Origin of the sequence: Streptomyces sp. NPDC005533, from assembly GCF_042871845.1 — a bacterium.
Lineage (GTDB): Bacteria > Actinomycetota > Actinomycetes > Streptomycetales > Streptomycetaceae > Streptomyces.
This window is the reverse complement of sequence record NZ_JBIAJH010000018.1, coordinates 123,654-148,549: the sequence shown is the minus strand read 5'-3', so window position 1 is coordinate 148,549 and position 24,896 is coordinate 123,654. Positions and strand designations below refer to the sequence as shown.

Below are 24,896 nucleotides of genomic sequence, written 5' to 3'. Positions count from 1 at the left end.
AGTACGCCATTCCGGTATCGCGGCGTGCACGGACGCGGAATGCTGGCCGAGACGTTCCGTACGCCAAAGCGGGAGGGATGATGGCGGGTGGAGACCGGAACCTGTCGGTGAGCGGCAACGCCCTCGGCCAATTCGTCACCGGTGACAACAACGACGTCCTGAGCGTCACGGTGAACGCGACGCATTCCGCCGTGACGGTGGTGGGCCCCGCCCAACGGCCCAAGCCGGTACGCCGCGCACGCATCGAACGCCTCCCGCGCCGTGCGAGCCGGCCGCCGCTCGGCAGGGACACCGAGCTGGCCTCGCTGGTGCGGAGCATCACCGACGACGAACCGGCCGGGGTGCACGGACCCGCGGGGGTCGGCAAGAGCACCTTGATCCGGCAGGCGGTGTTCGAGGTCGACCACCGCGACGGCGTCGTGTTCCTCGACGGGCACGGCAAGGACGTCGACGACCTGACCCAGAGCGTCTTCGAGGCCTGCTACGACGCCCCGGGATACCGTCCCGGCGACGGCGAACTGCACCGCCTCCTCGCCGGGCTCCGACTCTGCGTCGTCGTCGACCACCTCGACGTACCGGCCGGGGAGCTGACCCGGCTCCAGGACGCGATGCCGTCCGGCACCGTGGCCTTCAGCTCGCGCGAGCGCCTGCTGTGGGGGGAGGGCAAGGACGTGGCCCTTGCCGGTCTCTCCGCGTCGGCCGGGCTGCAGCTGCTGGCCCGGGAGTTGGGACGTCCGCTGCTGCCGGCCGAGGCGGACACGGCCGCCTCGTTGTGGCAGGCGACCGAGGGCAATCCGTACGCGCTGATCAGGGCGGCCGCCCTGGCACGCCCCGGTGCGGACGGGGGAACGGCGCTGCTGCCGGCGCCCGCCGAGATCCCCGGACTGCTGCGGCGGGCCGTGGCCGGGCTCGGCGGCGTGCCCCGGCAGGTCCTGGCGCTCCTCGCGACGGTGCCGGACGCGCACACCACCGTCGAGGTGCTCACGGCGCTGCTACCGGACGCCACGCCCACCGCCGTCGAGGAGGCCGTCGGCCTGCTGGCCGGGCTGGGGGTGCTGAGCGTCACCGGGCCGCACGTCCGCCTGGCCGGCGATCCCGGCAGCACGCTGCCGGAGGGTTTCGAGCTCGGCCCCCGGCAGCTCGCGGAGGCCGTGGCCCGGCTCACCGCGTGGGTGTCCGCCCGGCGGACCGAGCCCGTGGCACTGGCGGACCACAGCCTTCTGATCGCCGGGCTCACCGACGCCGTCGGCCGGGCGGGCCGGCCGGACCTGGGCGTCGCTCTCAGCAGGGCCGCGGCCCCCCTGCTGGCGTGCTCCCTTCGCTGGGGCGCATGGGGCCGGATCCTGACCCGGGGGCTGGCCTCGGCCCGCGCGGCCGGTGACGAAGGCGCCCAGGCCTACTTCACGTACGAATCCGGCGTGCGCTCGTGGCTGACGGGCCGGCGGGTCGCCGCCGCCGCTGCGTTCGGCGCGGCGGCGGCCGCCTGGTACGCCCTCGGTGACCACACCAGCGCCGGCGTCGCCGAAGGCGCCCAGGCCCTGACCACGCCCGGCACCGCGCCGTTGCCGGGCTCCGACTCCAGCCCGGGCACGGACACGGGCTCGGACCAGGGCGCTGGCTCGGACCAGGGCGCTGGTTCGGACGCGGGATCGGGCTCGGACCACGGGGCGGGTTCGGACGCGGGCGCGGGCTCCGACCCCGGCGCGGGCTCGGACCCGTCGGCGGCGAGCCGGATGCCGCCGCCGCACCCTCCCGCAGGCCCCCCTACGCCGACGCACGGTCCGCCGCCGGGCACGGGAGCCCCCGTCCCACCCGTGGATCCGGTCGGCCTCTCGTTGTTCGCCAAGGTGGTGATCGGAGCGTCGCTGCTCGCGGTGGCGGGCGGCGCCGTGACGGTCCTGAACAGGGGCGGCGGTTCCGCCGCCCCTCCCACGGTGCCCCTGCACGTGCACGTCGCGACCAGCCTCTTCGAGGTCAGGGACATGCCCGGCGTCCCGGAAGGCCCGTGCCCGGTCGGGACCGGCACGACCAGCTGCACGAAGGTCTCGCGGGTGGTCAAGGGCGAGCGGGGACCCGTGGAGGTCATTCCCGCCCGACCGCTCCCGCAGGGCGTGAGCGTCGTCTACTGGGGGTGCGAGGAAGGCCCTTCCTCCGCGGCGTGCACCGTCAAGGCCGACAGGGAACGCACCGTGTGCGCCACGACGACCAGCCCCGACGACGAGCCCGCCAGACGGGAGTGCCTCCGGCGGACCGGTGACCGGACCACCGACGGGCCGCGAACCGTCCTGGTGCACGTCGAGTTGGGAGCGACGCCCTTCGAGGTCACCGTCACCCCCGACACGCCGGGTACGAAGCCCTGCGTCCAACCGCCCCTGCAGTCGGCCCAGAACGCGACCCGAGGCGCGGAGCCGGCGCCGCCACGCGCCTGCGAGTTCCTCGTACCCCTCCATACGAAGATGAGCCTCTCCGGCAAGATCACGGGCAACACCCCGGGCTTCTCCCGTCCCTTCAACGGGGAGGCCGAGTGGTTCGGCTGCGACGAAGGGCCCGCCTCTCCCAGCCCGTTCGACCCGAACAGCAGGGGCATCGACGAGGACGGCGGCCGCCAGGAGAGGTACGCGAACGGCACCGCGACCTGCACGCTCAACCTCACGACCGGGCGGTACGTGGGCCTGTCCAGCACCGATGTGAGCGACGGCGGCGCGACCGGCGCCCTGGCCGGCGCCTTCGCCCAGTTCCCCCGGGTCCACCTCGCTCCCGGTGTGACCGGCATGCCCAAGCCGCAGGAGCCGCCGCTGCAGCGCGTCCCCTGCTCGTCCGCCGGCGGCCCGGAAGGAATCGAGTGCCTCGGCAAACCCTCCAACGGCTGACACGACACACGAGACGCGAGACGCGAGACAGGGGCGGGAAGATGGCCGACGACCAGGGAACCCGGAACATCACCATTCACGGCTCGGCCACCGGCCAGTTCCAGAGCGGTGACCGCGGCAAACAGACCTCCACCACCATTTCGGCCGACTCCGGAACGGCAGCCGTGGCCCCGTTCGTGGAGCTGATGCTGGGCCTCGTTCCCCGGCTCGGCCTGTCCTCCGAGCAGGAGGCCGGTGCGCGGCGGACCCTGCACGAGTTGCAGGGCGAGGCGGCTGGGAACGAGCCCTCGCCCTCACGGCTCCAGCAGCTCATGGGCGGCTTCGTGGGCTACCTGACCCAGGCCGGCGTTCCCGCCCTGACCGCGGCCTTCATGACCCTCGCGGCGCACCTGGGCATCGCCGGCCCGCAGTAGCCCCCTTCCGGTCCGCGGACCTCGCCAGGCCCGCCTCAGCTCTCGGCGAGCACGATCAGCCAGTCGTGCTCGCCGAAGCGGACCCGCTCCCGCTTGTCGGGATTGAGCCGCACCCCCAAGTCGGGGCCCGTGGCCGCCCGGGCGCGCAGCCGGTAGCCGACCGCGCACTCACCGCGGCGGCGCGCCGACTCGACGAGGGTGGCGAACGCCACCTCGCGGCCGGTGCGGACGTAGTCGGAGACCGGCTTCAGGTGGAGCTCGTTCCCCTCCGCCCGGAAGAGCTCCTCGAACACGTCGGCCAGGTAGCGGCTTTCCGAGATCTGGGTCATGAGGAGACTGATGAGCCGGCCACTGACGATGAAGTCGGCGCCCTCCCGGGCGGGGGCCAGCAGCCGGTTGCCGTCGTCCGACATCTCGGTGGTGAGGGAGAGTTCCCGCTGTGCGGCCTCGCCGATCGCGCGCAGGTGCAGCAGCGTCACCAGTGTGCGGTCGTCCGTACCGGTGGCGGTGTCGGGGTCTGTGCCGGCCTCGGTGCCGGTGCCGGTGCCGGTGGCCGCTTCCGTCCCGGGCGCCGGCTCACCGATGACGATCACGCTGTCATACGACGGCACGTCCAGCTTCGCCAGGACCCGGGGATCGGTGATGTCCCCGTCGTGGAAGGACACTTCGAGGCGGCTGCGCGGCGCGGCGGCCTCGGGGCGGCTGTGCAGGGTCGTTTCGCCGCCGAGGGCCACCACGTCGAGGGTGGTTCCAGGGCTCACGAACTGGTCGAGCTGTTCCAGGACGAGCGGGGCGCGGCGGTTCCAGCCCAGGAGGAGCAGGCGTTCGGGCAGCGCGGTCCGCGGGCGGGCCGTCACGATCGCGTCCTCCTCGACCCGGCCCGCCGCGTCCTGCGGCACGGCCGTGTCGTCGTCCTCGGAGATGAGGACGATCCGGTCGCCGGCGGTGATCGCCGTACCGGGGTCCGGGTTGAGGACGACGCCGCCGTCAGCGCGCAACAGGCCGACCACCGAGGACGTGGTGAACGCCAGAAGGGCCTCGCCGAAGGTGCGTCCGGCGAGGTCCCCGGCGGCCGCGGTGTAGAACTCGTCGCCCGCGAAGTCCAGTAACTCCTGGTAGACGAGGGAGAGTCCGGGCTGGCGGGCGGTCTGTACGAGGAGCCGCGCGATGATGTCGTCGACGCACAGGACGTGGCCGCCGGGCCCCGCCGCCAGCCGGGCGGTGAGGTGGTTGCGGGTGTCGCGGACGGCGGCGACCACCACCGCGGCACCGGGTCCGGGGACGGCCGCGTCGAGGGCGAGCAGGGTCTTCACCACGTGGGCGTCGCCGGCCTCCCCGGCGGGCGGCAGCACGAGCACGGCCTTCGCGGTCTGCGGGCTCACCCGGGCCAGCACCGCGGGGTCCGTGGTGCGGCCGCTGCGGCAGATGATCCTGGTCGTACCGGTCCGCGCGACGGAGGTGGAGATCTCGTCCTCCATCTCCACCTTGTCCATCGGCGCCAGGACCGCGATGGCCGACCTGCGCTGGTTGGCGTTGGCGGTCACCAGCTCCCCGATCACCGGGAAGATCTGGTCGGACCAGCCGAGGACGACGGTGTGCCCCGCCTCCACCACGGTGGAGTGCCCGCGGCGCAGCGCCATGATCCGCCCGTTGATGCCGGTGGTGATCAGACTGACCAGCGTCGACACGAACAGCAGCGCGACCAGCGCGAGCGTCACCGAGGCCAGGACGTACACGGGGGAACCGACCGCGCCGCCGAGCTTCAGGGTCTGCCCGACGCTGACCCACACGGCCGTGACCCGGCCGGAAAGGCTCGTGGGAGCACGGCGGTCGGCCCAGACGAGCACCGTGCTTGCCGGGATCACGACGGCGAGGCAGGCCAGGGCGAGCCAGCCGATGAGCGTGGCGGTCCCCCCTGCCACCAGATGGTCGAACCGGTACCGCAGGCGCAGCCGTAGGGGGTTCGTGTGCTGCTGTGCCATGCGGGCTCCCTCGTCTTCCGCGCTGCTAACCCACGGGAGTCCGCCCGGTTACGGGTGAACCCTCCCCGACCGCCTTCGTCCGACGGACCCGGCGGGGCTGCTGCCCGCCGTCGGCCACGGCGCCGAGCACGCGGCGGCCCAACGGGCCCTGGAGGCAGCCGCCGAGCGCCACCGTGTCGGCGGGCATCGTCCGCAGGTCACCGCCGCCTGCGGCTGACCGGGGCTAGGAAGGGGACCGCAGGGCCGCGATGACCTCGTCGGTGCTGCTGACCTTGCCGATGCGGGGGAAGATCTTGCCGAAGGTGTGGGCGTGGGAGTCGGGGTCGGTGTCGGCGGTGGCGTCCTCCGCGAAGACCAGGTCGTAGCTGAGCTCCCACGCCGTACGGGCGGTGGACTCGACCCCGGCGCTGGTGGAGATGCCGGCCAGCACGATGCGGTGGATGCCGCGGCGGCGCAGCTGGAGGTCGAGCTCGGTGCCGGTGAAGGCGCCCCAGTGCCGTTTCGTGACGACCGCGTCGCCGAGGGCGGCGAGCTCCGCGGGGATCTCGGAGAACGCCGGGGGCGGGGCGGCGGCCGGACCCGGGCGGTCCACGTTGGAGGTGGGCAGATCGCCGCCGTCGGGCGACCAGGCCACCTTGACGAGGACCACGGGCAGCCGGTGGGCGCGGAACGCCGCGGCCAGCGCGATGCCCTTCGCGAGGATCTCGGGGGCCGGCCGGGCGATGGGCATGCCCAGGATGCCCGTCTGGAGGTCGATGAGGACCAGGGCCGTGTCGCCGCCCAGGGTGAGGCGGTTCGAGTCGTCGGTCATGGGGCCTCCGTCGCGGTAAGCGGACTGGACATGTCCGAAGATAAGCGACATCAAGGGGAGCCCGAGGACGGGAACCGTGGATACGCCGCCGTGTCCGACACCCGCTCCGCGCCCCGTATGATGGGAACGTGAGTGCGAATACAGGGGAATCCCGGCCTGCCCTGACGGTGGCGTTGACCGGGGCGGAACTGCTGCGCTGGTACTGGACGCTCGCCGAACTGAGCGCGCTGGCCCGCCGGATGGGCCTGTCCGCCGGCGGCGGCAAGGCCGCCGTCACGGCCCGGCTCGCCGCCGCGCTCGACGGCCTCCCCGCACCGGCGGCCCCCGCGCCCCGCCGAGCCGGGCGCCAGCTCGCCGCTCCCGTGGACGGTTCGACCGTCATCCCGCAGGGGCAGCGGTGCAGCCAGGTGCTGCGGGAGTACTTCGTGCGGGAGATCGGTCCCGCCTTCCACTTCGACGCCTTCATGCGGGAGTACGTCGCCCGGCAGGCGGGGCGCACCCTCGCCGAGGCCGTCGCCCACTGGCACGCCACCCGCGCTCGGGCGGCCGAACCCCAGGAGGTGGAGGCCCCGTTCGAGTTCAACCGGTTCCTGCGCGACTGGCACGCCCGGCATCCCGACGGGACCCGCGCCGAAGCCCTGGCCGCCTGGCGGGCCCACCGGGCCCGCCCCCGCGACTGACCGGACGCCCCGCACCGCCGTCGTGTTCCGGTCGGCCTCCCGGAGGGAGCGCCAGAGCCCGGCGGACATACTGAGCGCTGTGAAGAGCGAAGACGACACGGCCGGGAATTCCGGCATCCCCGGCGCCTCCGGCAACCCCGGCGCCTCCGGCATCTCCGGCATCTCTGGCAACACCGACAGCACGGTCCTGCTCCACGTCGAGGGCCGGACCGGCGTGGTCACCCTCAACCGCCCCAAGGCCCTCAATTCCCTCACCCACCCCATGGTGCTGCGGATCGACGAGGCGCTCGCCGCATGGGCGGAGGATCCCGCCGTCCACCAGGTTCTGATCCGCGGGGCGGGGGAGCGCGGCCTGTGCGCGGGCGGGGACATCCGCGCCATCCACGACGACGCCAAGGCCGGCGCCACCGCGTCGGCGGACTTCTGGCGCGACGAGTACCGGCTCAACGCCCGCATCGCCCGCTACCCCAAGCCGTACGCGGCCCTCATGGACGGCATCGTGATGGGCGGCGGCGTCGGCGTCTCGGCCCACGGCACCGTCCGCATCGTCACCGAACGCTCCCGCGTCGCCATGCCCGAGACCGGCATCGGCTTCGTCCCCGACGTCGGCGGCACCCACCTGCTGTCCCGGGCCCCCGGTGAGCTCGGCACCCACCTCGCGCTCACGGCCGCCGCCGTGGGCGCCGCCGACGCGCTGCTGTGCGGCCTCGCCGACCACTTCGTACCGGCCGACCGCCTGCCGGATCTGACCGCCGCCCTCGCGGCGGCCCCCGCGGACGAGGTGCTGCCCCGGTACGTCGAGGAGCCGCCGCCCGGCGAACTCGCCGAGCGGCGCGCCTGGATCGACCGCTGCTACGCGGCGGACACCGTCGAGGAGATCGTGGACCGCCTGCTCGCCCAGGGCGTGCCCGCCGCCAAGGAGGCCGCCGAGGCGATCCTGGCCAAGTCCCCGACCGCGCTCAAGGTCACCCTCGCCTCGCTGCGCCGGGCCGCGGCCCTCGGCTCCCTGGAGCCGGTCCTCGCGCAGGAGTTCCGCGTGTCCTGCCACGCCCTGCGCTCGCCCGACCTGGTCGAGGGCATCCGGGCCCAGGTCGTCGACAAGGACCGCAGGCCGCGCTGGTCGGCGGCCGACCTGGCGGACGTGTCCGACGCGGACGTGGAGCGGTTCTTCGCCCCGCTGGGGGAGGGCCGCGAACTGCTCCTGCCCGAGGGCGGTCTCAGCCGCGGCTGAGCCGGACCTCCAGGCCGTCAAGGACCCGCTGGAGGCCGTAGTCGAAGTTCTCCTCGCGCATCCGCGCCGGGTCCACGCCGTGCTTCGCCGCGGCGTGGTCGTGCGTCAGCGGGTGCTCCTCCAGGGCCTCCTGGGCCGCGGGCAGCAGCGACTCCAGCCACTCCGCCTCGCTCTTCCCGCTGCGGGCGAGGAGGGAGAGGTAGGAGGCCTCGCTCGTGGTGGCGCCGATGACGTAGGAGATGACGGCCTTCATTGCGAGCTCCGCCTCGCCGGGCGGGAAGCCGGCCGTCCGGGCCAGCCTCAGCATCCGCTCCGACAGGCGCATCAGGTTCGGGCCGAGGTACGCCAGCCCGACCTGGCCGAGGACGGAGGCCACCCAGGGGTGGCGCAGGACCATGTCGCGCAGGCTGTGACCGCTGCGCGCGAGGGCCTCGCGCCACGCCCCCGGGTCGGTGATCTCCGGCACCTCCAGCTCGCCGTAGACCTCGTCCACGACCAGCTCGATGAGCTCGTCCTTGTTGGCGACGTGCCGGTAGAGCGAGGTGGCGGCGGCGCCCATCCCGGTGCCCAGCTTGCGCATGCTCAGCGCCTCGATGCCGTCGGCGTCGAGCATGCGCACGGCCGCCACGACGATCTGGTCCCGGCTGAGCGCCGGCTGCTGCTCCTTGCGGCGCGGACGGGTCCAGACGGAGGGGACCGGGGAGGCGGCGGGCGCGCCGGGACTCTGCTGCTTCTCGTCGGCTGGCATGCCGCCACCCTAACGCACCTGCGAACGCCGTACGCGTGACGCGTACGGCGTTCTCGACACGCGTTCCCACGGGGCGAGCTCCAGTTCCCCTGAACCGACAGGGCTCCGGGGGAATCGTCGGCAGTCCCGCCACCCGTGTGGTGGATCGTGGCCGGCAGGGGGATGCGGCGGGGCTGTCGGGCTGAATCGTACGATGACCGCATGACCAGCACGAAGCAGTCGAGCTTTCGCCCTGTGGGGCGCGGCTTCGTGCTGCTGGTGTTGGCGGTGCTGACCGGTGTGCTGGCGATGCACGGCCTGGGGCCGGGGCCTGCTCCTGCTCCCGCGAAGCCGTCGGCGGCTGCCGGCGGTCACATGAGGGCGATGGTCCACGCGGGAGCCGCCCAGCAGGTGGCGGCGCACGGCTGCTCGCACACCGATGGCGGAACGGGCCATGCGCATCACGCGGATGCCACGTGCGCGGCGGCCGGTGTCGCAGCCCCGTACGCTCCTCCCGCCCTGGCCGAGGCTTTCGGTCCGGCCCCCGTGCTCGCGGCGCTGCCCGGCAGCGCGGCCGGGACGCCTGAGGCCGGCCGGGCGCCGCCCGACCTCGCTGAGCTGCAACTTCTGCGGATATAGGAACGCCCGCACGGCACCACCTCGCCCCGGCCCAGTGCCGGCGGGGGATGCCGTGCTCCGGTACGTCCTCATCCCGCATCGGCGCCCGCCCGCTCGGGTGGCGCATCAAGGAGTCGCACCCTCATGAACACCCACCGTTCCCTCATCCGCCGGGGCGCCGCTGTCGCGGCCGCAGCCGCAGCCGCTCTCGTCCTCGCCGCCTGCGGGTCGAGCGACGACAGCTCGGCCGGCCACGCCGGCCACGCCGGCCACGCCTCGCCGTCGCCGACCGCCCCGGCTTCGGCGCCGGCTTCGGCCCCGGTTACGCAGGGCCGGCAGAACGCCGCGGACGTCGCGTTCGCCAAGGGGATGATCCCCCACCACCGTCAGGCCGTGGAGATGGCCGACCTCGCTCCCACCCGCGCGGAGTCCGCCGAGGTCAAGAAGCTCGCCGAAGAGATCAAGAAGGCGCAGGACCCGGAGATCAAGACGCTGTCGGGCTGGCTGACCTCGTGGGGTGAGCAGGTTCCCGCCGAGGGAGCCATGGACCACTCCATGCACGGAGCGGGCGGCGGGATGATGACGGCCGAGGAGATGGACGCGCTGAAGAGCTCCTCGGGCAAGGCGTTCGACACCACCTTCATGCAAATGATGATCAAGCACCACGAAGGCGCCGTGGCGATGGCCAAGACGGAGAAGGCCGACGGCTCCTTCCCAGACGCCAAGACCGTGGCCGACGCCATCATCACCTCGCAGACCGCCGAAATCGCCAGGATGAACAACCTCCTCGGCAAGAGCTGACCCACTTCGGTGGAGGGGTGCGCCGGGCCGTCACGGTCCGGCGCACCCCTTCGCCGTTTCCGGGTCCATCACCCCTCGCCATATACCCCCTGGGGGTATATGGTTCTGGTGTGGGTCCGCGGGAGCGGGTCACACTGGACGGGATTGGGGATGACGGTCATGGATCACAGCGCACACCACACAGCGGCCGCGCACGACCACAGCGCCCACCAGGCGCACGCGGGTCACGCCGGGCATCAGAAGGGCGTCGTGACCTGGGGGGCGGCCGCGAAGGCGACGCTGCACTGCCTGACCGGATGCGCGATCGGTGAGATCCTCGGCATGATCATCGGCACGGCCCTGATGTGGGGCAACGTCCCCACCATGATCCTGGCGATCGCGCTGGCGTTCCTGTTCGGCTACTCGTTCACGCTGTTCGCAGTCCGCAAGGCAGGCCTCGACTTCAAGACCGCCGTCAAGGTCGCGCTGGCCGCGGACACCGTCTCGATCGCGGTGATGGAACTCGTGGACAACGGCATCATCGCGCTGGTTCCCGGCGCGATGGACGCCCACCTCTCCGACACCCTGTTCTGGACGTCGCTGCTCGGCGGATTCGTCGTCGCGTTCCTGCTGACGACGCCGGTGAACAAGTGGATGATCGGCCGCGGCAAGGGCCACGCCGTCGTCCACGCCCACCACTGACTCCGGCCGGGCGCGTTGACGTGGGAGGGCGTTAGCTGGAGGTACGGGGGCCTCGACGGCGGCCATCCCGGATCCGCCCGGCCCCGCGGGGATCGGAGGCACCGAAGATGTCCAGCACCGTGCAAGACATGCTCGCCACCTACCCGGCCGACCTAGGCGACATCGACCAGGCCAAGCTCACCAAGTGCATCGAGGAGTGCATCGCCTGTGCGCAGGCGTGTACGGCGTGCGCGGACGCCTGCCTGTCCGAGGGCATGGTGGGCGACCTCGCCAAGTGCATCCGTACCGACATGGACTGCGCCGACATCTGCACGGCCACCGCCGCGGTCCTCTCCCGGCACACCGGCTACGACGCCCACATCACCGCCGCGGTCCTGGAGGCGTGCGCCATGGTCTGCAAGGCGTGCGCCGACGAATGCGGACGGCACGCGGACATGCACGAGCACTGCCGCATCTGCGCCGAGGCCTGCCGCTCCTGCGAGCAGGCGTGCAACGAGCTCCTCGGCGCCCTCGGCTGACGCGGCCGGGCCCGGGTCGCCACGTCCGCGCGGCCTGCTCGCGTCGACGGCGTCCGTAGCGGGTCACCCCACGCGGCTTGAACACCGACAGCGCGGCCGCCGTGAGCAGCACCCGCAGCAGAACGGTCGCCACCCCGGTGATCAGGAGGCCGGTCAGCAGACAGGCGGCGCTGAACGGGACGATCACTCGCCGCCCTCCTCGACCACGGCGACGACGGGGTCGCCGGGCGACGCCCTCCGGGTGCCGGATAGGGTCACGGTGTGATCACGGCCCGCCCTGCTCTCGGCACGACGCGGACCCGCCACCCGGCGGGCCCGCTGCGGTTGCTGTGGCTGACCGCGCTGCTGTTCGCGTTCCTCTACACCCACGCCTGGCGCCCGCCGACACGGGCGGCGACCCTCACCACGACGACCAGCGGCCCGACCGTCATGACGACGACGCCGGCGGAGCTCACTCGCATCCTGCGGAGGCGTGCGCCTCCGCACACCCGCAGCAGGACAGCGGCCTGCCCGGCCCGCCCCTGGCCGCCGTCGCGGTGCGTACTCCCGCCTTCGCCGCGATGACGCCGCAGCAGTGGACCCAGCTCCTGCCCTGCGGCCTTCCTCCGTCGCACAGTTCCCTCGGCTCCGTGGTGCAACAGGTATAGATCCGGGCCTTCTGTCCCGATCTGCCCTGACTTCTCATCGCCCACCCGTACCGCCGCCACGACGGCACGTCGGGTGATGAGCCGCGCACGCACCCAAGGAACCCACCCACATGACCCAGCTCCTCGACGCCCGCACCCCGCAGACCGCTGCGAATCCGCCCGCCGGCGGGCGGGCCTCCCGGCGCAAGGCCCGCTCCTCCCGCAAGCGGTCACTGGCCGCCCGCTACCTCGGATACGTCGGCTACTTCGTCGGTGCCGGCCTCATCAGCGGCGCCGTCGTCCACCACCCCCTCGACCCCGACCGCTACACCCGCATCGCCGCCTACGGCGCGCTCGTCTTCCTCACCGCAACCGTCCTCAACGAGTTCCTCCTCACCCGCGAGCGGCCCGGCCTTCCGCGCATGCTCACCGTGATCGGCTCCTCGCTGCTGCTGTCGTTCGGCATCGGCATGCTCAGCGGGGGCCTGCAGCACTTCGACGACTTCCCCGCCCGCGGCGCCGTCCTCGTCCCCGCCGGCATCGTCGTCTCCTTCGTCGCGTACGTCATCAAGGACGCCGACACCCCGAACCACCGCATCGTCAGCCTCCTCGGCCTGACCGTGGTCACCGTGGGGGCCCTCGCCTTCTTCGGCCTGCGCGAAGTCGCGGCGTCCATGGAGACCGCGCCCGGCCGCGGTCACAGCCACGGCACCGCCGAAGAACCCGCCACCGACGACCACCCCCGCCCCGGGCCCCTCCGCCCCACCCAAGCCCGCCGCCACCCTCCCGCCGCACAACGACGGACACGCCGGCCACTGACGTCCCAGGCCCCGCCGGCCCACGAGCACCCGGTCAGCCGTCGCCCGCGGGCACGTCCGCGCGCCCGAACCGCTGGTCGGCCAGGTCCCGCAAGCGCGGAGCGAAGCGGAAACCGAATCGCTGGGGGGCGGGGCCGGTCCGTCGGGGGCGGGTGGCGGCATCGGCAAGCTCAGAGGCCGTGCGTGAGGCGGTGCAGCCGCAGTGCGAGTTGTATCTCCAGGGTGCGCGCCGGGGAGTTCCAGTCCTCGCCGAGGAGCCGGCCGACCCGGTCCAGGCGCTGCACGACGGTGTTGACGTGGACGTGCAGCGCCGCCCTCGTCCTGGTCAGGCTCGTGCCCTGCGCGAAGTACGCGTCCAGGGTGTGGACCAGGTCCGTGCCGCGCCGGTCGTCGTAGTCGAGCAGGGGACCGAGCGTGCTCCGTACGTACCCGACCAGATCGGCCTGGTCGCCGAGGAGCACGCCGACGAAACCGAGCTCGGGCAGGGCCCCGCCCCGCCCGGTGTGGCCCAGGGCGCGCAGCGCGGACAGGCAGCGGTGCGCCTCGCCGTGCGCGGCGGACAGTGCCGCCGGCCCCGCGCCCGGGCCCGCGGCGCCGACGGTGACCGGGGAACCCACGGCCTGACTCAGCTCCGCCGCCAGCGCCTTGGCGGTCGGGCCGGGCGTTCCGACCGGCGCGACGAGCACCACGTGGTCGTGGTGGATCCCGGCGAGAGCGCCCCGCGCCGGACCGCTGCGGGCGGCCGCCGCGAGGAGGCGGTGGCGTGAGGCCACGTCGCCGTGCATGACGAAGACGCAGTGCGGCCGGGACAGGTCCACGCCGAGGCGCCGGGCCCGGGCCGCCAGCGCGCCCGGGTCCGTGGTCAGGGCGAGGAGGTCGGTCAGGAGGTCGGTGAGGAGCTCTCCGCGCACCCGGTCCTCGGTCTCCGCCACGGACCGGCGCAGCAACAGCAGCAGCGCGGTGACGACGCCCGCCCGCTCGAACAGCAGCCGGTCGGTGTCCGACAGGGCCGTGCGGCCGGTCAGGGCGAGGCTGCCGAGCAGTTCCGGCCCGGCCAGCACCGCGCACACCCAGGTGCCGTCCTGCGGGACGGCCCGTCCGCTGGCCCGGGAGGCCTCCACGGCCCGCGCGGGCGGGGGCACCGGGCCGGCTCCGGCACGGGCCAGCTCGGCTCCGTGGGCGTCGTGGATGACGAGGGCTCCGTCCAGGATGGCGGCGATGGCGGCGGCCACCTCCTCGGCTCCGCCGCCGCGCAGGACGAGGTCGGTCAGCTGGTCGTGGGCCCGCTCCGCCCGGCGCACGTCCTCGCTGTGCGCCCGGATCGTCTCGGAGGCGGAGTTGAGATCGGCCAGGGCGGCCCGGGTCTCCTCCAGCAGCCGGGCGCCGTCGATCGCGATGGCCGCGTGGTCGGCCAGCGAGGACAGCAGCGCCACCTCCTCCGGGGAGAACTCCCGGGGAGCGCGGTCCGCCGCGTACAGCACGCCGATGATCCGCGCGCCGACGCGCAGGGGCACGCCGAGGATCGCCCGCAGCCCCTCCTGCCCGACCGCGCCGTCGATGGCGGACGTGTGGTGGAAGCGGGAGTCGGCCTGGTAGTCGCCCGTGGCGTACGGACGGGCGGTCTGGGCCACCAGGCCGCCGAGCCCCTCGCCCATGCCGAGCCTGACCTGCTGGAACGCGGCGGCGACCGACCCGTCCGTGACCCTCATGTACGTATCGCCGGCGGCTTCGTCGTTGAGGGAGAGGTACGTGACGTCGGTGCCGAGCAGCAGCTTGGCCCGGTGGACGATCGCCCGGAGCACCGCGTCCAGCTCGCGCAACGCCGCCAGGTCACTCGCCGTGTCGAACAACGCCGTCAGCTCGGCCTCGCGCCGCCGGTGCTGACCGAGCGTCCGCCGGATCCGCAGCGCCACGTCGGTGGCCTCGGCGATGTCGGCCAGCTCGCCCGCCGGGGCGTCGGCGTCCCGCGCCTCGGCGGCGGGACGGGCGTAGTCCTCGGCCGGCGCTCCCTCGGCCAGCAGGTCGAGCAGCCGGCGCAGGGCGGTGTGGGCGTGCTGGGTGCCTGGTGGTGTCACGGCGGGGAGCATACGGGGATCACCTGCCGAGCGGCTCGGAGTCCCGCAGACCGCGTGCCGGTTCGGCGGCGGCGGACGACGGCCTTCCGTCCACGGTCAGGTCGCGGCCGCGGGTCTCCCGGGCCGTCCAGACGGTCAGGGCGGTGACGAGCGCCGCGAGGCAGAGGTAGAGGGAGACCGGTGTGGAGGTCCCGTACTCCTTCAGCAGCTCCACCGCGATGATCGGGGCGAGTGCGCCGCCGACGATGGAGGCGAGCTGGGAGCCCATCGAGGCACCGGAGTAGCGGACCCTGGTGTCGAACATCTCGGAGATGAAGGCGGCCTGCGGGCCGTACATCGCACCGTGGAACAGCAGGCCGACGGTGACCGCGAACGCGATGGCGGGGAAGGACCGGGAGTCCAGCAGGGCGAAGAAGGCGAACGCCCAGCCGGCCATGCCGAGCGCGCCGATCAGGGTCACCGGGCGGCGGCCGAGCCGGTCCGAGAGCGCCCCCCACATCGGGATGGTGACGAAGTGGACCGCCGAGCCGATCAGCACCGCGTTGAGCGCGTCGCTCTTCGGGAGCTGGAGGTGGACGGTGACGTAGACCAGCAGGAACGCCGTGAGGACGTAGTACGAGATGTTCTCGCCGAAGCGCGTGCCCATCGCGGTGAGCACCTCCCGCCCACTCCTGCGGAACACCTCGACGACCGGCGGTTCGTCCTTGAGGCCGTCCGCCGCCTGCTCGGCGGCCTTCTCGCGGGCTTCGAGGAAGACCGGGGACTCGGTGACCGAGATGCGGATCCACAGGCCGACGACGACCAGGACGCCGGAGAGCAGGAAGGGGACGCGCCAGCCCCAGGCGAGGAAGGCCTCGTCGGACTGGACCGCGGCGAGCAGCGCCAGGACACCGGTGGCGAGCAGGTTGCCGCCGGGAGCGCCGGCCTGCGGCCAGGAGGCCCAGAAACCGCGGCTCTCGGCGCCGCCGTGCTCGGACACCAGCAGGACCGCGCCGCCCCACTCGCCGCCCAGGGCGAAGCCCTGGACCAGCCGCAGCACGGTCAGCAGGACGGGCGCGCCGACCCCGATGGAGGCATGGGTCGGCAGCAGACCCATCGCGAAGGTCGCTCCGCCCATCATCAGCAGGCTGAGCACCAGCAGCTTCTTGCGGCCGATCCGGTCACCGAAGTGCCCGAAGACGACACCGCCCAGCGGCCGGGCCGCGAACCCGACCGCGTACGTCAGGAAGGCCAGCAGGGTTCCCACCAGCGGGTCGCTGGAGGGGAAGAAGAGCGTGTTGAACACCAGCGCGGCGGCCGAGCCGTAGAGGAAGAAGTCGTACCACTCGACGGTGGTTCCGACGAGGCTGGCGGCGACGACTCTCTTGATGGATCCGGCGGTCGGGGGAGCGGTCTCGGGGGAGGCCATGAACACCACTTCCAGGGGGTCTGCGGGGACGATCGGTGTCGCCACAACGTAGAAGTCCCCAGGTCAGCGGCATATGTGGCAGCCCGACACATTCGGGCGCCGTTTCATGTGCGCTGCCGCCACACGAGCGGGAGCGACCCGCCCGTCGGCCCAGGACGCCCGCGGCTCAGTGCTCGCAGAGGGAGAACTCCCGCTCGTAGAGCTGCTCGTTGTGTTCGTCGACGAAGAACTTCCGCTCCCGCATCAGTTGTTCGCGGTGCTCCTGTGCCTGTTCGAGCGTCATCGTCGAGGTGTCGGACCACGGCTGCTGGGGCGGCACATCGGAGGTCGAGACGATCCGTTCCGACGGATCGACCAGGAAGAACGCGAGGATCTTGCGATGTCCCGGGCGGGTGGCGTCCGCGAGGCCGAACGGGCTGACGCGGTGCTGGAGGATGTTCGGGAACGCCAGGCAGCGGCCCGCCGGGGTCGATGTCGATCCCAGCACCTGGTTCAGCGCGTTCTCGTCCTCCAGGCCGTAGACCTCGCGCAGGCCGTTGTCGTCGTTCTGCTCGTAGTCCGGGTCGTCGAGCGCCGCCCGGAAACTCAGCCGGCTGTCGGTGATGTTCTCGCTGTCCCAGTAGTAGATGCCGGTCGAGACGATCCGCTCGTTCAGCATCCCCTCCACGTGCCAGGAACCGCCCGGGTACTCGGGCTTGTCCGGCGTGAGGTGAATGGTGGCGAGCTTGACGATGACCTGGAGGCGGCGGCCGCGCAGGTCGACGCGGTCGGACGGACCGGGCGACTCGGGCGGGGTGAAGGCCGGGGCGTCCGGGACGACCGGCCGGCGGTTCTCCCACCAGTCGTCCTGTGCCCGTTCCCACGTACGAAGGGCTGCCGCGTAGGCCTCGGAATCGCCGTACGAGGACTTGCGCGGATACTCCGGCTGCGCGTCGTACCACCCGTAGGGATCGGCCTCGATCCGCAGGGGCCGCGGATGACGCAGGTCGGTGAGCACGTTCTCCAGCAGCGGGCGCATGCGCGCGAACACGTCCGGGAGGACGGAGAGCAGTTCGTGGTGCAGGTCGGGGCGGACGTTGTTGACGTACGACAGGAAGGTGACGTCGCCGTCGTCAGTGACGTCGACGTCCGTGGGCAGCCACTGGAACCTCTCCGAGAACTCGTACCTCGAATAGCGGTCCGTCGGGTTCTGCCACGCCCGCTCGGGCGCGCCACTGACCTCTCTCACCAGGCAGAACAGCGAGGGATGAACCAGATCCAGCACCTGGCCGTCGGATCCGGGGTGCCAGTCCTGTTCTGCTTCGGGGACCTGCTCCAGGACCTGGACCGCTTCACGCAGCCGGGACCTGAGCTTGTCGTCGACCAGCGTGTCCGACTGCCACACCCCGTCGACGGCGGACACCTCGACGCCGGTGCGCCCGTCCCGCAGCGCGGCGTAGTGCACGAGCTCGGCGAGTACGTAACGCACTTGCGCTTCGGTGAGCCCCTGCGCGAGCGCTTCGCGCGTCCACCGGGCGACGATCTCGGCGTCGTTCATCTTGTCGAACCACCCGGGCTTCGCCCGGATGTGCGCGCTGCACTGCATCATCTGGAGCTCCCGGAGCGTTCGGGGTGTCGCGAACGCTATGGAACGGGATGCGTGAAAAGGCAGCGGGAAAGCAGACAGGCCGGTCAATTCTCTGGTCCTTCGAGGCGGTGTGCGGTGGCCGGAAGGATACTTCAGCGCACTGACACCCACCTGTCTGCGGACTGACACCCACCCGCCCTCGTCCGGGTCAGCGGTTGCCTCGAAGGCGCCTCAGCATTCCTCGGGCCTGCTCCCGCTTGCGCGGGTCGGAAGCCGCGCGCCGCACCGATGCGATCGTCCGCTGCCCCTGCGGTGTGCGGCTGAACTGCTTGATCTTTGCCAGTAGTCCGGACATGAGCCCTCCTGGTGTGACCGTGTGGTGCTACGCCGTGTGCCCCGGGACCCCCGCTCCAAACAGCGGGGGGCGCCCACGGCCCGCGGCGCCCGGCAGTGCCGTCGGTCGACGGCACTGCCGGGCCCGAGGGGCACGATCCGGAAGGGACGGCCTAGTTGACCGCGGGGCCGGAATCGTTCAGCCAGCCCCACTCCGACCAGGTGGCGAAGCCGGTCTGCCACCGGTGGAAGACGCCGGCGCGGCTGGTGGCGAACACCTCGATGCGGCCGTCGGCGTTGTTGCCGGCCCCTATCTCGGTGCCGCCGCCGCCGAAGGTCTCCCACTCCGAGTACGGCGCGTTCGGACGGGTCTGCCAGGCGTGGCTCGCGGCGTTGGCGTTGATCGCGAACACCTCGACCCGCCCGTCGGCCGAACGCGAGACGCTCAGTTCGGCGTTGGGGATCCCGCCCATGCCGGCCCATTCCGACCACGAGCTCGGACTGGTCTGCCAGCGGTGGAAGACCCCGTTGGCGTTCGACGCGAACACCTCCAGCCTGCCGTCCTGGTTGTGGCCGGTGGCCAGGTCGCGTCCACCCCCGCCGAAGTTCTCCCAGGCGGACCAGCCGCCGTTGACCCCCGTCTGGTACAGGTGCTCGAACGTCGCGTCCGACAGCGCGAACACCTCGAGGCGCCCGTCGGGTGCGCTCTCCATGGCGAGCCGGGCGTTGGCCGGCCCGCCGCCGGCCCCCTCCCACTCGGCCCAGCCGCCGCTGGGCGCGGTCTGCCAGCGGTGGAACACGCCGTCGGCGTTGGACGCGAACACCTCGATGCGCCCGTCGGCGTTGTTCCCCGCGGCCAGCCGGTACCCGCCGCCGCCGAAGTTCGCCCAGGCGGACCAGCTCCCGGCGGGCGCGGTCTGCCACATGTGGTCGAAGGTGCTGCCCGACAGCGCGAACACCTCCAGCCGGCCGTCCGCGTTGGACGCCACGGCCAGCTGCGCGTCGCGCGGCCCGCCCTCGAACCGCCACGACGACCAGCCGCCGTTCACCGCCGTCTGCCACGAGTGGTACACGCCCTCGGAGCCGGCCGCGAAGGCCTCCAGCCGCCCGTCCGCGGACCGCCCCGACACCACCCGGCCCGAGCCGTACGGATGCCTGGGGCCGCCGCCCCGTACCGGACCACAGCGCGTTGGCGATGACGAACGCGTCGTCGGCCTCGACCGCGTACAGACCGCGCAGGTCCTCCCTCGGCTGCTGGACGTGCCAGCACACCTCGCCGATCGCCTCGTTGTTCCACGAGCCGCCCGGATACAGCTGGTCCACCCGGTCGAAGAAGGCGTTGGTGGCGTAGGTCGGGTTCAGCCGCTGCTCCCGGCTGCCCCACCAGTCCTGCTGCTGGAACAGTCCGAGGCTGGTGTGGTCGACGGCCTGGGAGTAGTTGTTGAGGCTGGTCTCCACGATGACCGTGGCGATGGCGATGGCCGCGGCCCGCTGGTTGAGCCCCCGGTCCTTCACCGCCTGGGTGACCATCCGCGCGCACGACACCTTGTACGCGTTCATGTAGCCGGCCATCTTCGCGTGCAACTGCGGGTTGAGCTGGTCGGCCATGATGGCGTCGGCGGCCGACGGCCCGGCCGGATCACACGGCACGGTGGGGATGGCGAGACCCTGCGGGCCGCCGAAGTAGTGGGAGACGCCGAACCGGTCGTCGCCCGGGCCCGGAACGGGCGGGTGCGCGGCGAGGGCGACCGGGGCGGTCATGCCGATGACCAACGCCCATGTACCGGCCACGAAAGCCAGTCTTGCGAACGCGCGACGTAAACCATCCATCGCCATTGTCTTCCCTTCTGTCGTGGAGCACTTCGATGAAAGGGCGACGGAACCGGCATGTCACTCCGGATCGTTCCGGATGCCCTGCCCGGTGGACCCGGTCCTAACGTGACGACGGTGTCGGCCGGACCGGCAGGCCGGTCCGAGATCGCCGACGCATCGTCAGACTCCCGACCAGGAGGTCACATTGAGCGCGCAGCACCCCAGCCGCAGGAGCATCCTCAAGACCGCCGGAGGCCTCTCGGCCGCGCTGGCCGTGGGCGGCGCAGGTGTCCTCGCCGCCGCGTCGCCCGCCTCGGCCGTCGGCGACGGCTTCGGCCTGCACATCGTCGAGCGCGGCGAGGTCGACGCCCGCATGTGGTACTACCGGTTCCAGACGGGTGCGATCGGCTGGAATCCGGCCGTCAACGTGCTGCTCCCCGACGACTACCACTGGAGCGGACGCACGTACCCGGTGCTCTACCTCTTCCACGGGGGCGGCACCGACCAGGACTTCATCACCTTCGACCGGGAGGGGATCCGCGCCTGGACGGCGGGCAAGCCGCTCATCGTCGTGATGCCCGACGGCGGCCACGCGGGCTGGTACTCCAACCCGGTGAACTCCAACGCCGGCCCGCGCAACTGGGAGCACTTCCACATCGAGCAGCTGATCCCGTGGGTCGACGCGAACTTCCGCACGTACGCGGAGTACGACGGCCGGGCCGTGTCCGGATTCTCGATGGGCGGCTTCGGCGCCCTGAAGTACGCCGCCAAGTACTGGGGCCACTTCGCCTCGGTCAGCGCCCACTCCGGCCCGGCGAGCCTGCGCCGCGACAACGGCCTCGTGGTCCACTGGGCCAACGCCTCCTCCGCCCTCCTGGACCTGAACGGCGGCACCGTCTACGGGGCGCCGCTGTGGGACGAGGCCCGGGTGAACGCGGACAACCCGGTGCAGCGCATCGAGAGCTACCGCAACAAGCGGGTCTTCCTCGTCGCCGGCACCAGCCCCGATCCCGTCAACTGGTTCGACCGGGCCAACGAGACGCAGGTGCTCGCGGGCCAGCGGGAGTTCCGTTCCCTCCTCGGGAACGCGGGGATCCCGCACGAGTGGTACGAGCTGCCCGGCGGCCACTTCATCCGCCACGACATGATGCAGCGCGACATCGACGGCATCGTCGACCGGCTGCGCAAGGCGTGAGCGGCGTGCTCCCCCGACTCTCCCGACGCGCGCTGACCTGCGTCCTCGCCGCCACGGCCGCCCTGCTGGCGTCCCTGGCGGCCCCGATGCCCGCCGCGGCCCGGACCACGGGCCTCCCGCCCGCCGCGTGCCCGGCCGGCGGCATCGTGTCGCAGCACTTCCACAGCGGCCACAACGGCGTGGACATCGCCAACGCCGTCGGTACGCCGATCTACGCCGTCGGCGACGGCGAGGTGACGATCTCCGGGTACACCGGCGACTACGGCCAGTGGATCCGTGTCCTGCACCCCGACGGCAGGATCTCCGAATACGGGCACATGTCCCGGCGGGACGTCGTCGTCGGCGACCACGTCGCGGCCGGCCAGCAGATCGCCCTCATGGGCGCCGAGGGCAACTCCACCGGCCCCCACCTCCATCTGCGGATCTGGGGGGACCGGTCCACCTCGTACGGCATCGACCCCGAGGCCTATCTCGCGGAGCGCGGCGTCGTGCTGCCCTGCGTCCCGGGCAGCGGTCCGCGGCCCAAGCCGCCGGTGTATCCGGCGGAGTCGGGCCGGGTGGTGTCGGCCCGGTCCGCGGACGGACGCCTGGAGGTGTTCGCAGGCGGCGCCGACGGCGTGCACCACGCCTGGCAGCAGGAGGTGAACGGCAACTGGTCCGCCTGGGAACCGCTCGGCGGTCCGGGCAACGCCGAGCTGGCGATCGCACCCAACGCCGACGGCCGGCTGGAGATGTTCGCCCTGAGCGGCGCCACCTTCCAGCACCGCTGGCAGCTCTCGCCCTCCGGCGGCTGGTCGAACTGGGAGGACTTCGGCGGCGGCGGGCGCGACACCGCGGCCGGTGTGAACGCCGACGGCCGCATCGAGGTGTACGCCTCCGGCCCGGCCGGCCTCTTCCACCGCTACCAGATCGCCCCCAGCGGCGGGTGGTCGCCATGGGTACCCACCGGCGGCGGCCCCGCCGACAGCCGCGTGGAGATGGAGAAGTCGCCTGACGGACGCCTGGAGGTCTTCGCCCTCGGCCGGGACGGCTTCCAGCACAAATACCAGACGGACCCCAACGGCGGCTGGTCCCCGTGGGACACCTTCGGCGGGGGCGGCCGTGACCTCACCGCCGCCCACAACGCCGACGGCCGCCTGGAGGTCTTCGCATCCGGCCCGGCCGGTGTGTTCCACAAGTACCAGACCGGTCCCGGCAGCTGGTCCGAGTGGGAACCGACCGGCGGGCCCGCGGACGCGCAGCTCACCAGCGAGCACACCCCGGACGGCCGGGTCGAGGTCTTCGCCGTCAACGGCACCACGGCGATGCACATGTGGCAGCGCGCCGTCAACGCGCCCTACGGCGAATGGTCCGCCTTCGGCGGTGGCGGGACCGAGGTCACCGCGACCGCCAACGCCGACGGGCGCATCGAGATCTTCGGCACGAGCCGCGCCGGCGTCCACCACAAGTGGCAGACCGGTTTCTCCACCTGGTCCGAGTGGGGCTGGCTGAGCGACACCGCCGGACCCGGCCTCGACTGACCCGCCTCCCGACCGCCCCCACCCGATCCGTGGTCGGCCGTGCCCGCAGGGGCACGGCCGGCGCCACGGTCCCCTCTGGAGAGACCCATGCCTCCGATCAGCCGACGGAACCTGCTGAAAGGTGCCGCCGGGGCGGGCGCGCTCCCGTTCCTGGGCGCCGGCCGGGCCGCGGCCGGCGCCGCCGACGCGCCGCCGCCCGCTCGGTGGGTCGGCGCGGGGCCCTTCGCGTACGTCTACGACCCGTCCACCGCCGACGGCCCGCGCTACCTCAACGACCACACCCTGATCAACGCCCGCGGCCGCTGGCACCTGTTCAGCATCGTCGGGGACAGCGCGCCGCGCGGCGAGTCCCCGGACAGCGCGGGGGAGACCTCCTTCGCGCACGCCTCCGCGCCGAGCCCGAACGGGCCGTGGACCACCCACGCCGACGCGCTCACCCTCGACCCGTCCTACTTCGGCGAGGATCACCTGTGGGCGCCCCACGTCGTCGAGGCGGGCGGCAGGTTCTGGATGTTCTACGCGGCGGGCGGCCGCACCGGCGCCGCGATCTGTCTGGCCACCTCCTTCGACCTGTTCACCTGGACGCGCGAGCCGTCCGGCCCACTGTTCCGCGGGCTCGCGGCGCGCGACCCGATGGTGCTGCGGGTCGGCGACGAGTGGGTCATGTACTACACCGAACTGTCGGGCGCGGGCGGCCACCACGTCGTGGCCCACCGGCGGTCCGCCGACCTGCTGCACTGGAGCGAGCCGGGCGTCGCCTTCACCGACGCGACGACGGACACGACCGTCTCGGTCACCGAATCGCCGTACGTCGTCGAACGGGACGGCTGGTACTACCTGTTCATCGGGCCCCGCAACGGCTACGAGGGCACGGACGTGCTGGCGTCCCGGGACCCCTTCCGCTTCGACCTCGCCGGCTACGCGGGCCACGTGGCCGGTCACGCCGTGGAGGTGGTCGCCGACGGCGAGGCGTGGTACGCCAGCGCCGCGGGCTGGTTCCGCAACGGCCTGCACGTGGCGCCCCTGCACTGGCGCGACACCCCGCCGCCGTGGCAGAGCCCGGACAACCCGGTGGCCGCACTCGACGTCGGCGGCCGCCTCACGGTGTTCGCGCTCGACGCCGCCGACCGCTCGATGCTGCGGCGCGTCCAGCTCGACCCGGACACCGACACCTGGTCGCCGTGGGAGGCCTTCGGAGGGCCGGCCGGCACGGTCCCCACGCTCGGCCGCAACGCGGGCGGCAGGCTGGAGGTCTTCTCGCTCGCCCCGGAGGGCGTCAACCTGCACCACCGGGTGCAGCGGCCGGATGGAGGCTGGTACGACTGGGAGGAGTTCGGCGGCCCGGCCGGCGCGGCACCCGCCGTCGCCCGCGACGCCGGCGGCCGACTGGAGGCGTTCGCCCTCAGCCCCGGCGGCGCCTCCTTCGCCCGGCGCCGGCAGGGTGCACCGGGATCCCTGGCCTGGGACCCGTGGGAGCCCCGCTTCGGCCCGGCCGCGGGGGCTCCGCCGGTGGTCGCGGCCAACGCCGACGGCCGGCTGGAGGTGTTCGCCCTCTCGCCCGGCGGCGCGGGGATCCACCACCGGTGGCAGGAGAGCCCGGGCGGTGCCTGGACCGCCGGCTGGCAGCGCTTCGGTACCGCGGCCGGCGCCGCACCGCGGGTCGCCGTGGACGGCAGCGGCCGGCTCACCGTCGCCGCGATCGGACCCTCGGGCACGGGGACCTTCTCCCGGCGGCAGTCGGTGCCGAACGGCGGCTGGGACGAGTGGCTGCCCCTGTTCGGCTGGAGCGCCGCCGCCCCGGCGTTCGCGGCCAACGCCGACGGCCGGCTGGAGGCGTTCTCCCTCTCGCCCGGCGGCGCCCGGCTCAGCCACCGCTGGCAGACCACCCCGGGCGGAGGCTGGGCTCCCGGCGGGGAGTTCGGCGAGCCGGGCGTCAGACTCGCCGGCCCGGCCACGGCCGCGCTCGACTCCACCGGGCGCACGCACGTCTTCGCCGTCACGGCCGAAGGCCGCGTGCGCACCCGCGTCCAGGACCGGCCGAGCGGCGGGTGGCGGCCGTGGACGGCCTTCGGCGACCGCCCGGTCGCCCCCGTGGTGCCGGGCGCTCCCGCTCTCTGAACGGGGTGCGGATCTCGCCAGGGCGACCCCGCCCGAAGTGGCCGAAGTGCACCGCTGAACTCCCTCGGGAGATGAGTATTGTTCCACTCGTC

18 protein-coding genes and 1 pseudogene are annotated in these 24,896 nt (G+C 73.0%); 11 read left to right on the top strand and 8 right to left on the bottom strand.

Annotated features, from left to right (window positions below; translation table 11 throughout):
• Positions 1 to 80: 80 nt before the first annotated feature.
• Together ACFYP3_RS20050 and ACFYP3_RS20045 are read left to right on the top strand one after the other, a co-directional pair.
• The gene (locus tag ACFYP3_RS20050) at positions 81 to 2,870 is read left to right on the top strand and encodes a hypothetical protein (protein WP_388834093.1); all 2,790 of its coding nucleotides are present in this window, start codon (positions 81 to 83) and stop codon (positions 2,868 to 2,870) included.
• A gap of 41 nt (positions 2,871 to 2,911) precedes the next feature.
• Positions 2,912 to 3,283 (top strand): hypothetical protein, encoded by a 372-nt coding sequence (locus tag ACFYP3_RS20045; RefSeq protein WP_388834090.1) that lies wholly within the window; start codon positions 2,912 to 2,914, stop codon positions 3,281 to 3,283.
• A gap of 35 nt (positions 3,284 to 3,318) precedes the next feature.
• Here ACFYP3_RS20045 and ACFYP3_RS20040 read toward each other — a convergent pair whose 3' ends face one another.
• Positions 3,319 to 5,265: an NAD-binding lipoprotein gene (locus tag ACFYP3_RS20040; protein ID WP_388834087.1), complete on the bottom strand. Its 1,947-nt coding sequence runs from the start codon at positions 5,263 to 5,265 to the stop codon at positions 3,319 to 3,321.
• A 223-nt stretch (positions 5,266 to 5,488) separates the two neighbouring features.
• Positions 5,489 to 6,076, bottom strand: a complete 588-nt coding sequence (locus ACFYP3_RS20035; RefSeq protein ID WP_388834084.1) for an isochorismatase family protein — start codon at positions 6,074 to 6,076, stop codon at positions 5,489 to 5,491.
• A gap of 128 nt (positions 6,077 to 6,204) precedes the next feature.
• Here ACFYP3_RS20035 and ACFYP3_RS20030 point away from each other — a divergent pair, with 128 nt between their 5' ends.
• Entirely contained in the window at positions 6,205 to 6,756 is a 552-nt protein-coding gene (locus ACFYP3_RS20030) for a DUF6434 domain-containing protein (RefSeq protein ID WP_388834081.1), read from the top strand.
• Positions 6,757 to 6,916: 160 nt separating this feature from the next.
• Entirely contained in the window at positions 6,917 to 7,987 is a 1,071-nt protein-coding gene (locus ACFYP3_RS20025; protein WP_388834134.1) for an enoyl-CoA hydratase/isomerase family protein, read from the top strand.
• Here the strand turns inward: ACFYP3_RS20025 and ACFYP3_RS20020 are convergent.
• Positions 7,974 to 8,735: a TetR/AcrR family transcriptional regulator gene (locus ACFYP3_RS20020; RefSeq protein WP_388834078.1), complete on the bottom strand. Its 762-nt coding sequence runs from the start codon at positions 8,733 to 8,735 to the stop codon at positions 7,974 to 7,976. The two genes, ACFYP3_RS20025 and ACFYP3_RS20020, sit on opposite strands and share 14 nt — an antisense overlap.
• Before the next feature lie 201 nt (positions 8,736 to 8,936).
• Between ACFYP3_RS20020 and ACFYP3_RS20015 the strand changes: the two genes are divergently transcribed.
• The 4 genes from ACFYP3_RS20015 to ACFYP3_RS20000 all read left to right on the top strand — a co-directional run bounded on the left by ACFYP3_RS20015 (position 8,937) and on the right by ACFYP3_RS20000 (position 11,332).
• Positions 8,937 to 9,353, top strand: coding sequence for a DUF6153 family protein (locus ACFYP3_RS20015; protein ID WP_388834075.1), 417 nt, complete (start codon positions 8,937 to 8,939; stop codon positions 9,351 to 9,353).
• A gap of 123 nt (positions 9,354 to 9,476) precedes the next feature.
• On the top strand, positions 9,477 to 10,133 hold the full coding sequence (locus ACFYP3_RS20010) for a DUF305 domain-containing protein (RefSeq protein WP_388834072.1): 657 nt from the start codon (positions 9,477 to 9,479) through the stop codon (positions 10,131 to 10,133).
• Between the two features lie 159 nt (positions 10,134 to 10,292).
• The gene (locus ACFYP3_RS20005; protein WP_388834069.1) at positions 10,293 to 10,814 is read left to right on the top strand and encodes a DUF4396 domain-containing protein; all 522 of its coding nucleotides are present in this window, start codon (positions 10,293 to 10,295) and stop codon (positions 10,812 to 10,814) included.
• 107 nt (positions 10,815 to 10,921) lie between these two features.
• Positions 10,922 to 11,332: a four-helix bundle copper-binding protein gene (locus ACFYP3_RS20000; RefSeq protein WP_388834067.1), complete on the top strand. Its 411-nt coding sequence runs from the start codon at positions 10,922 to 10,924 to the stop codon at positions 11,330 to 11,332.
• Positions 11,333 to 12,188: 856 nt separating this feature from the next.
• Here ACFYP3_RS20000 and ACFYP3_RS19995 read toward each other — a convergent pair.
• The 5 genes and pseudogenes from ACFYP3_RS19995 to ACFYP3_RS19975 form a co-directional block, all read right to left on the bottom strand.
• Positions 12,189 to 12,698, bottom strand: a complete 510-nt coding sequence (locus tag ACFYP3_RS19995) for a hypothetical protein (RefSeq protein ID WP_388834064.1) — start codon at positions 12,696 to 12,698, stop codon at positions 12,189 to 12,191.
• 248 nt (positions 12,699 to 12,946) lie between these two features.
• The gene (locus ACFYP3_RS19990) at positions 12,947 to 14,863 is read right to left on the bottom strand and encodes a helix-turn-helix domain-containing protein (protein ID WP_388834061.1); all 1,917 of its coding nucleotides are present in this window, start codon (positions 14,861 to 14,863) and stop codon (positions 12,947 to 12,949) included.
• 7 nt (positions 14,864 to 14,870) lie between these two features.
• A complete protein-coding gene (locus ACFYP3_RS19985; protein ID WP_388834132.1) occupies positions 14,871 to 16,259 on the bottom strand; it encodes an MFS transporter in 1,389 nt (462 codons plus the stop codon).
• Positions 16,260 to 16,425: 166 nt separating this feature from the next.
• Positions 16,426 to 17,934 carry a DUF4246 domain-containing protein gene (locus tag ACFYP3_RS19980; RefSeq protein WP_388834059.1) on the bottom strand — a complete coding sequence of 503 codons (1,509 nt, stop codon included), beginning with the start codon at positions 17,932 to 17,934 and terminating at the stop codon, positions 16,426 to 16,428.
• A gap of 398 nt (positions 17,935 to 18,332) precedes the next feature.
• Positions 18,333 to 19,995: pseudogene (locus ACFYP3_RS19975) on the bottom strand (peptidase M23).
• Positions 19,996 to 20,176: 181 nt separating this feature from the next.
• On the opposite strand from ACFYP3_RS19975, the gene ACFYP3_RS19970 reads away from it, so the two are divergent.
• The 3 genes from ACFYP3_RS19970 to ACFYP3_RS19960 all read left to right on the top strand — a co-directional run bounded on the left by ACFYP3_RS19970 (position 20,177) and on the right by ACFYP3_RS19960 (position 24,804).
• The gene (locus ACFYP3_RS19970) at positions 20,177 to 21,166 is read left to right on the top strand and encodes an alpha/beta hydrolase-fold protein (protein WP_388834056.1); all 990 of its coding nucleotides are present in this window, start codon (positions 20,177 to 20,179) and stop codon (positions 21,164 to 21,166) included.
• A gap of 5 nt (positions 21,167 to 21,171) precedes the next feature.
• The gene (locus ACFYP3_RS19965; RefSeq protein WP_388834053.1) at positions 21,172 to 22,686 is read left to right on the top strand and encodes a peptidoglycan DD-metalloendopeptidase family protein; all 1,515 of its coding nucleotides are present in this window, start codon (positions 21,172 to 21,174) and stop codon (positions 22,684 to 22,686) included.
• Positions 22,687 to 22,773: 87 nt separating this feature from the next.
• The gene (locus tag ACFYP3_RS19960; RefSeq protein ID WP_388834050.1) at positions 22,774 to 24,804 is read left to right on the top strand and encodes a family 43 glycosylhydrolase; all 2,031 of its coding nucleotides are present in this window, start codon (positions 22,774 to 22,776) and stop codon (positions 24,802 to 24,804) included.
• Positions 24,805 to 24,896: the final 92 nt, after the last annotated feature.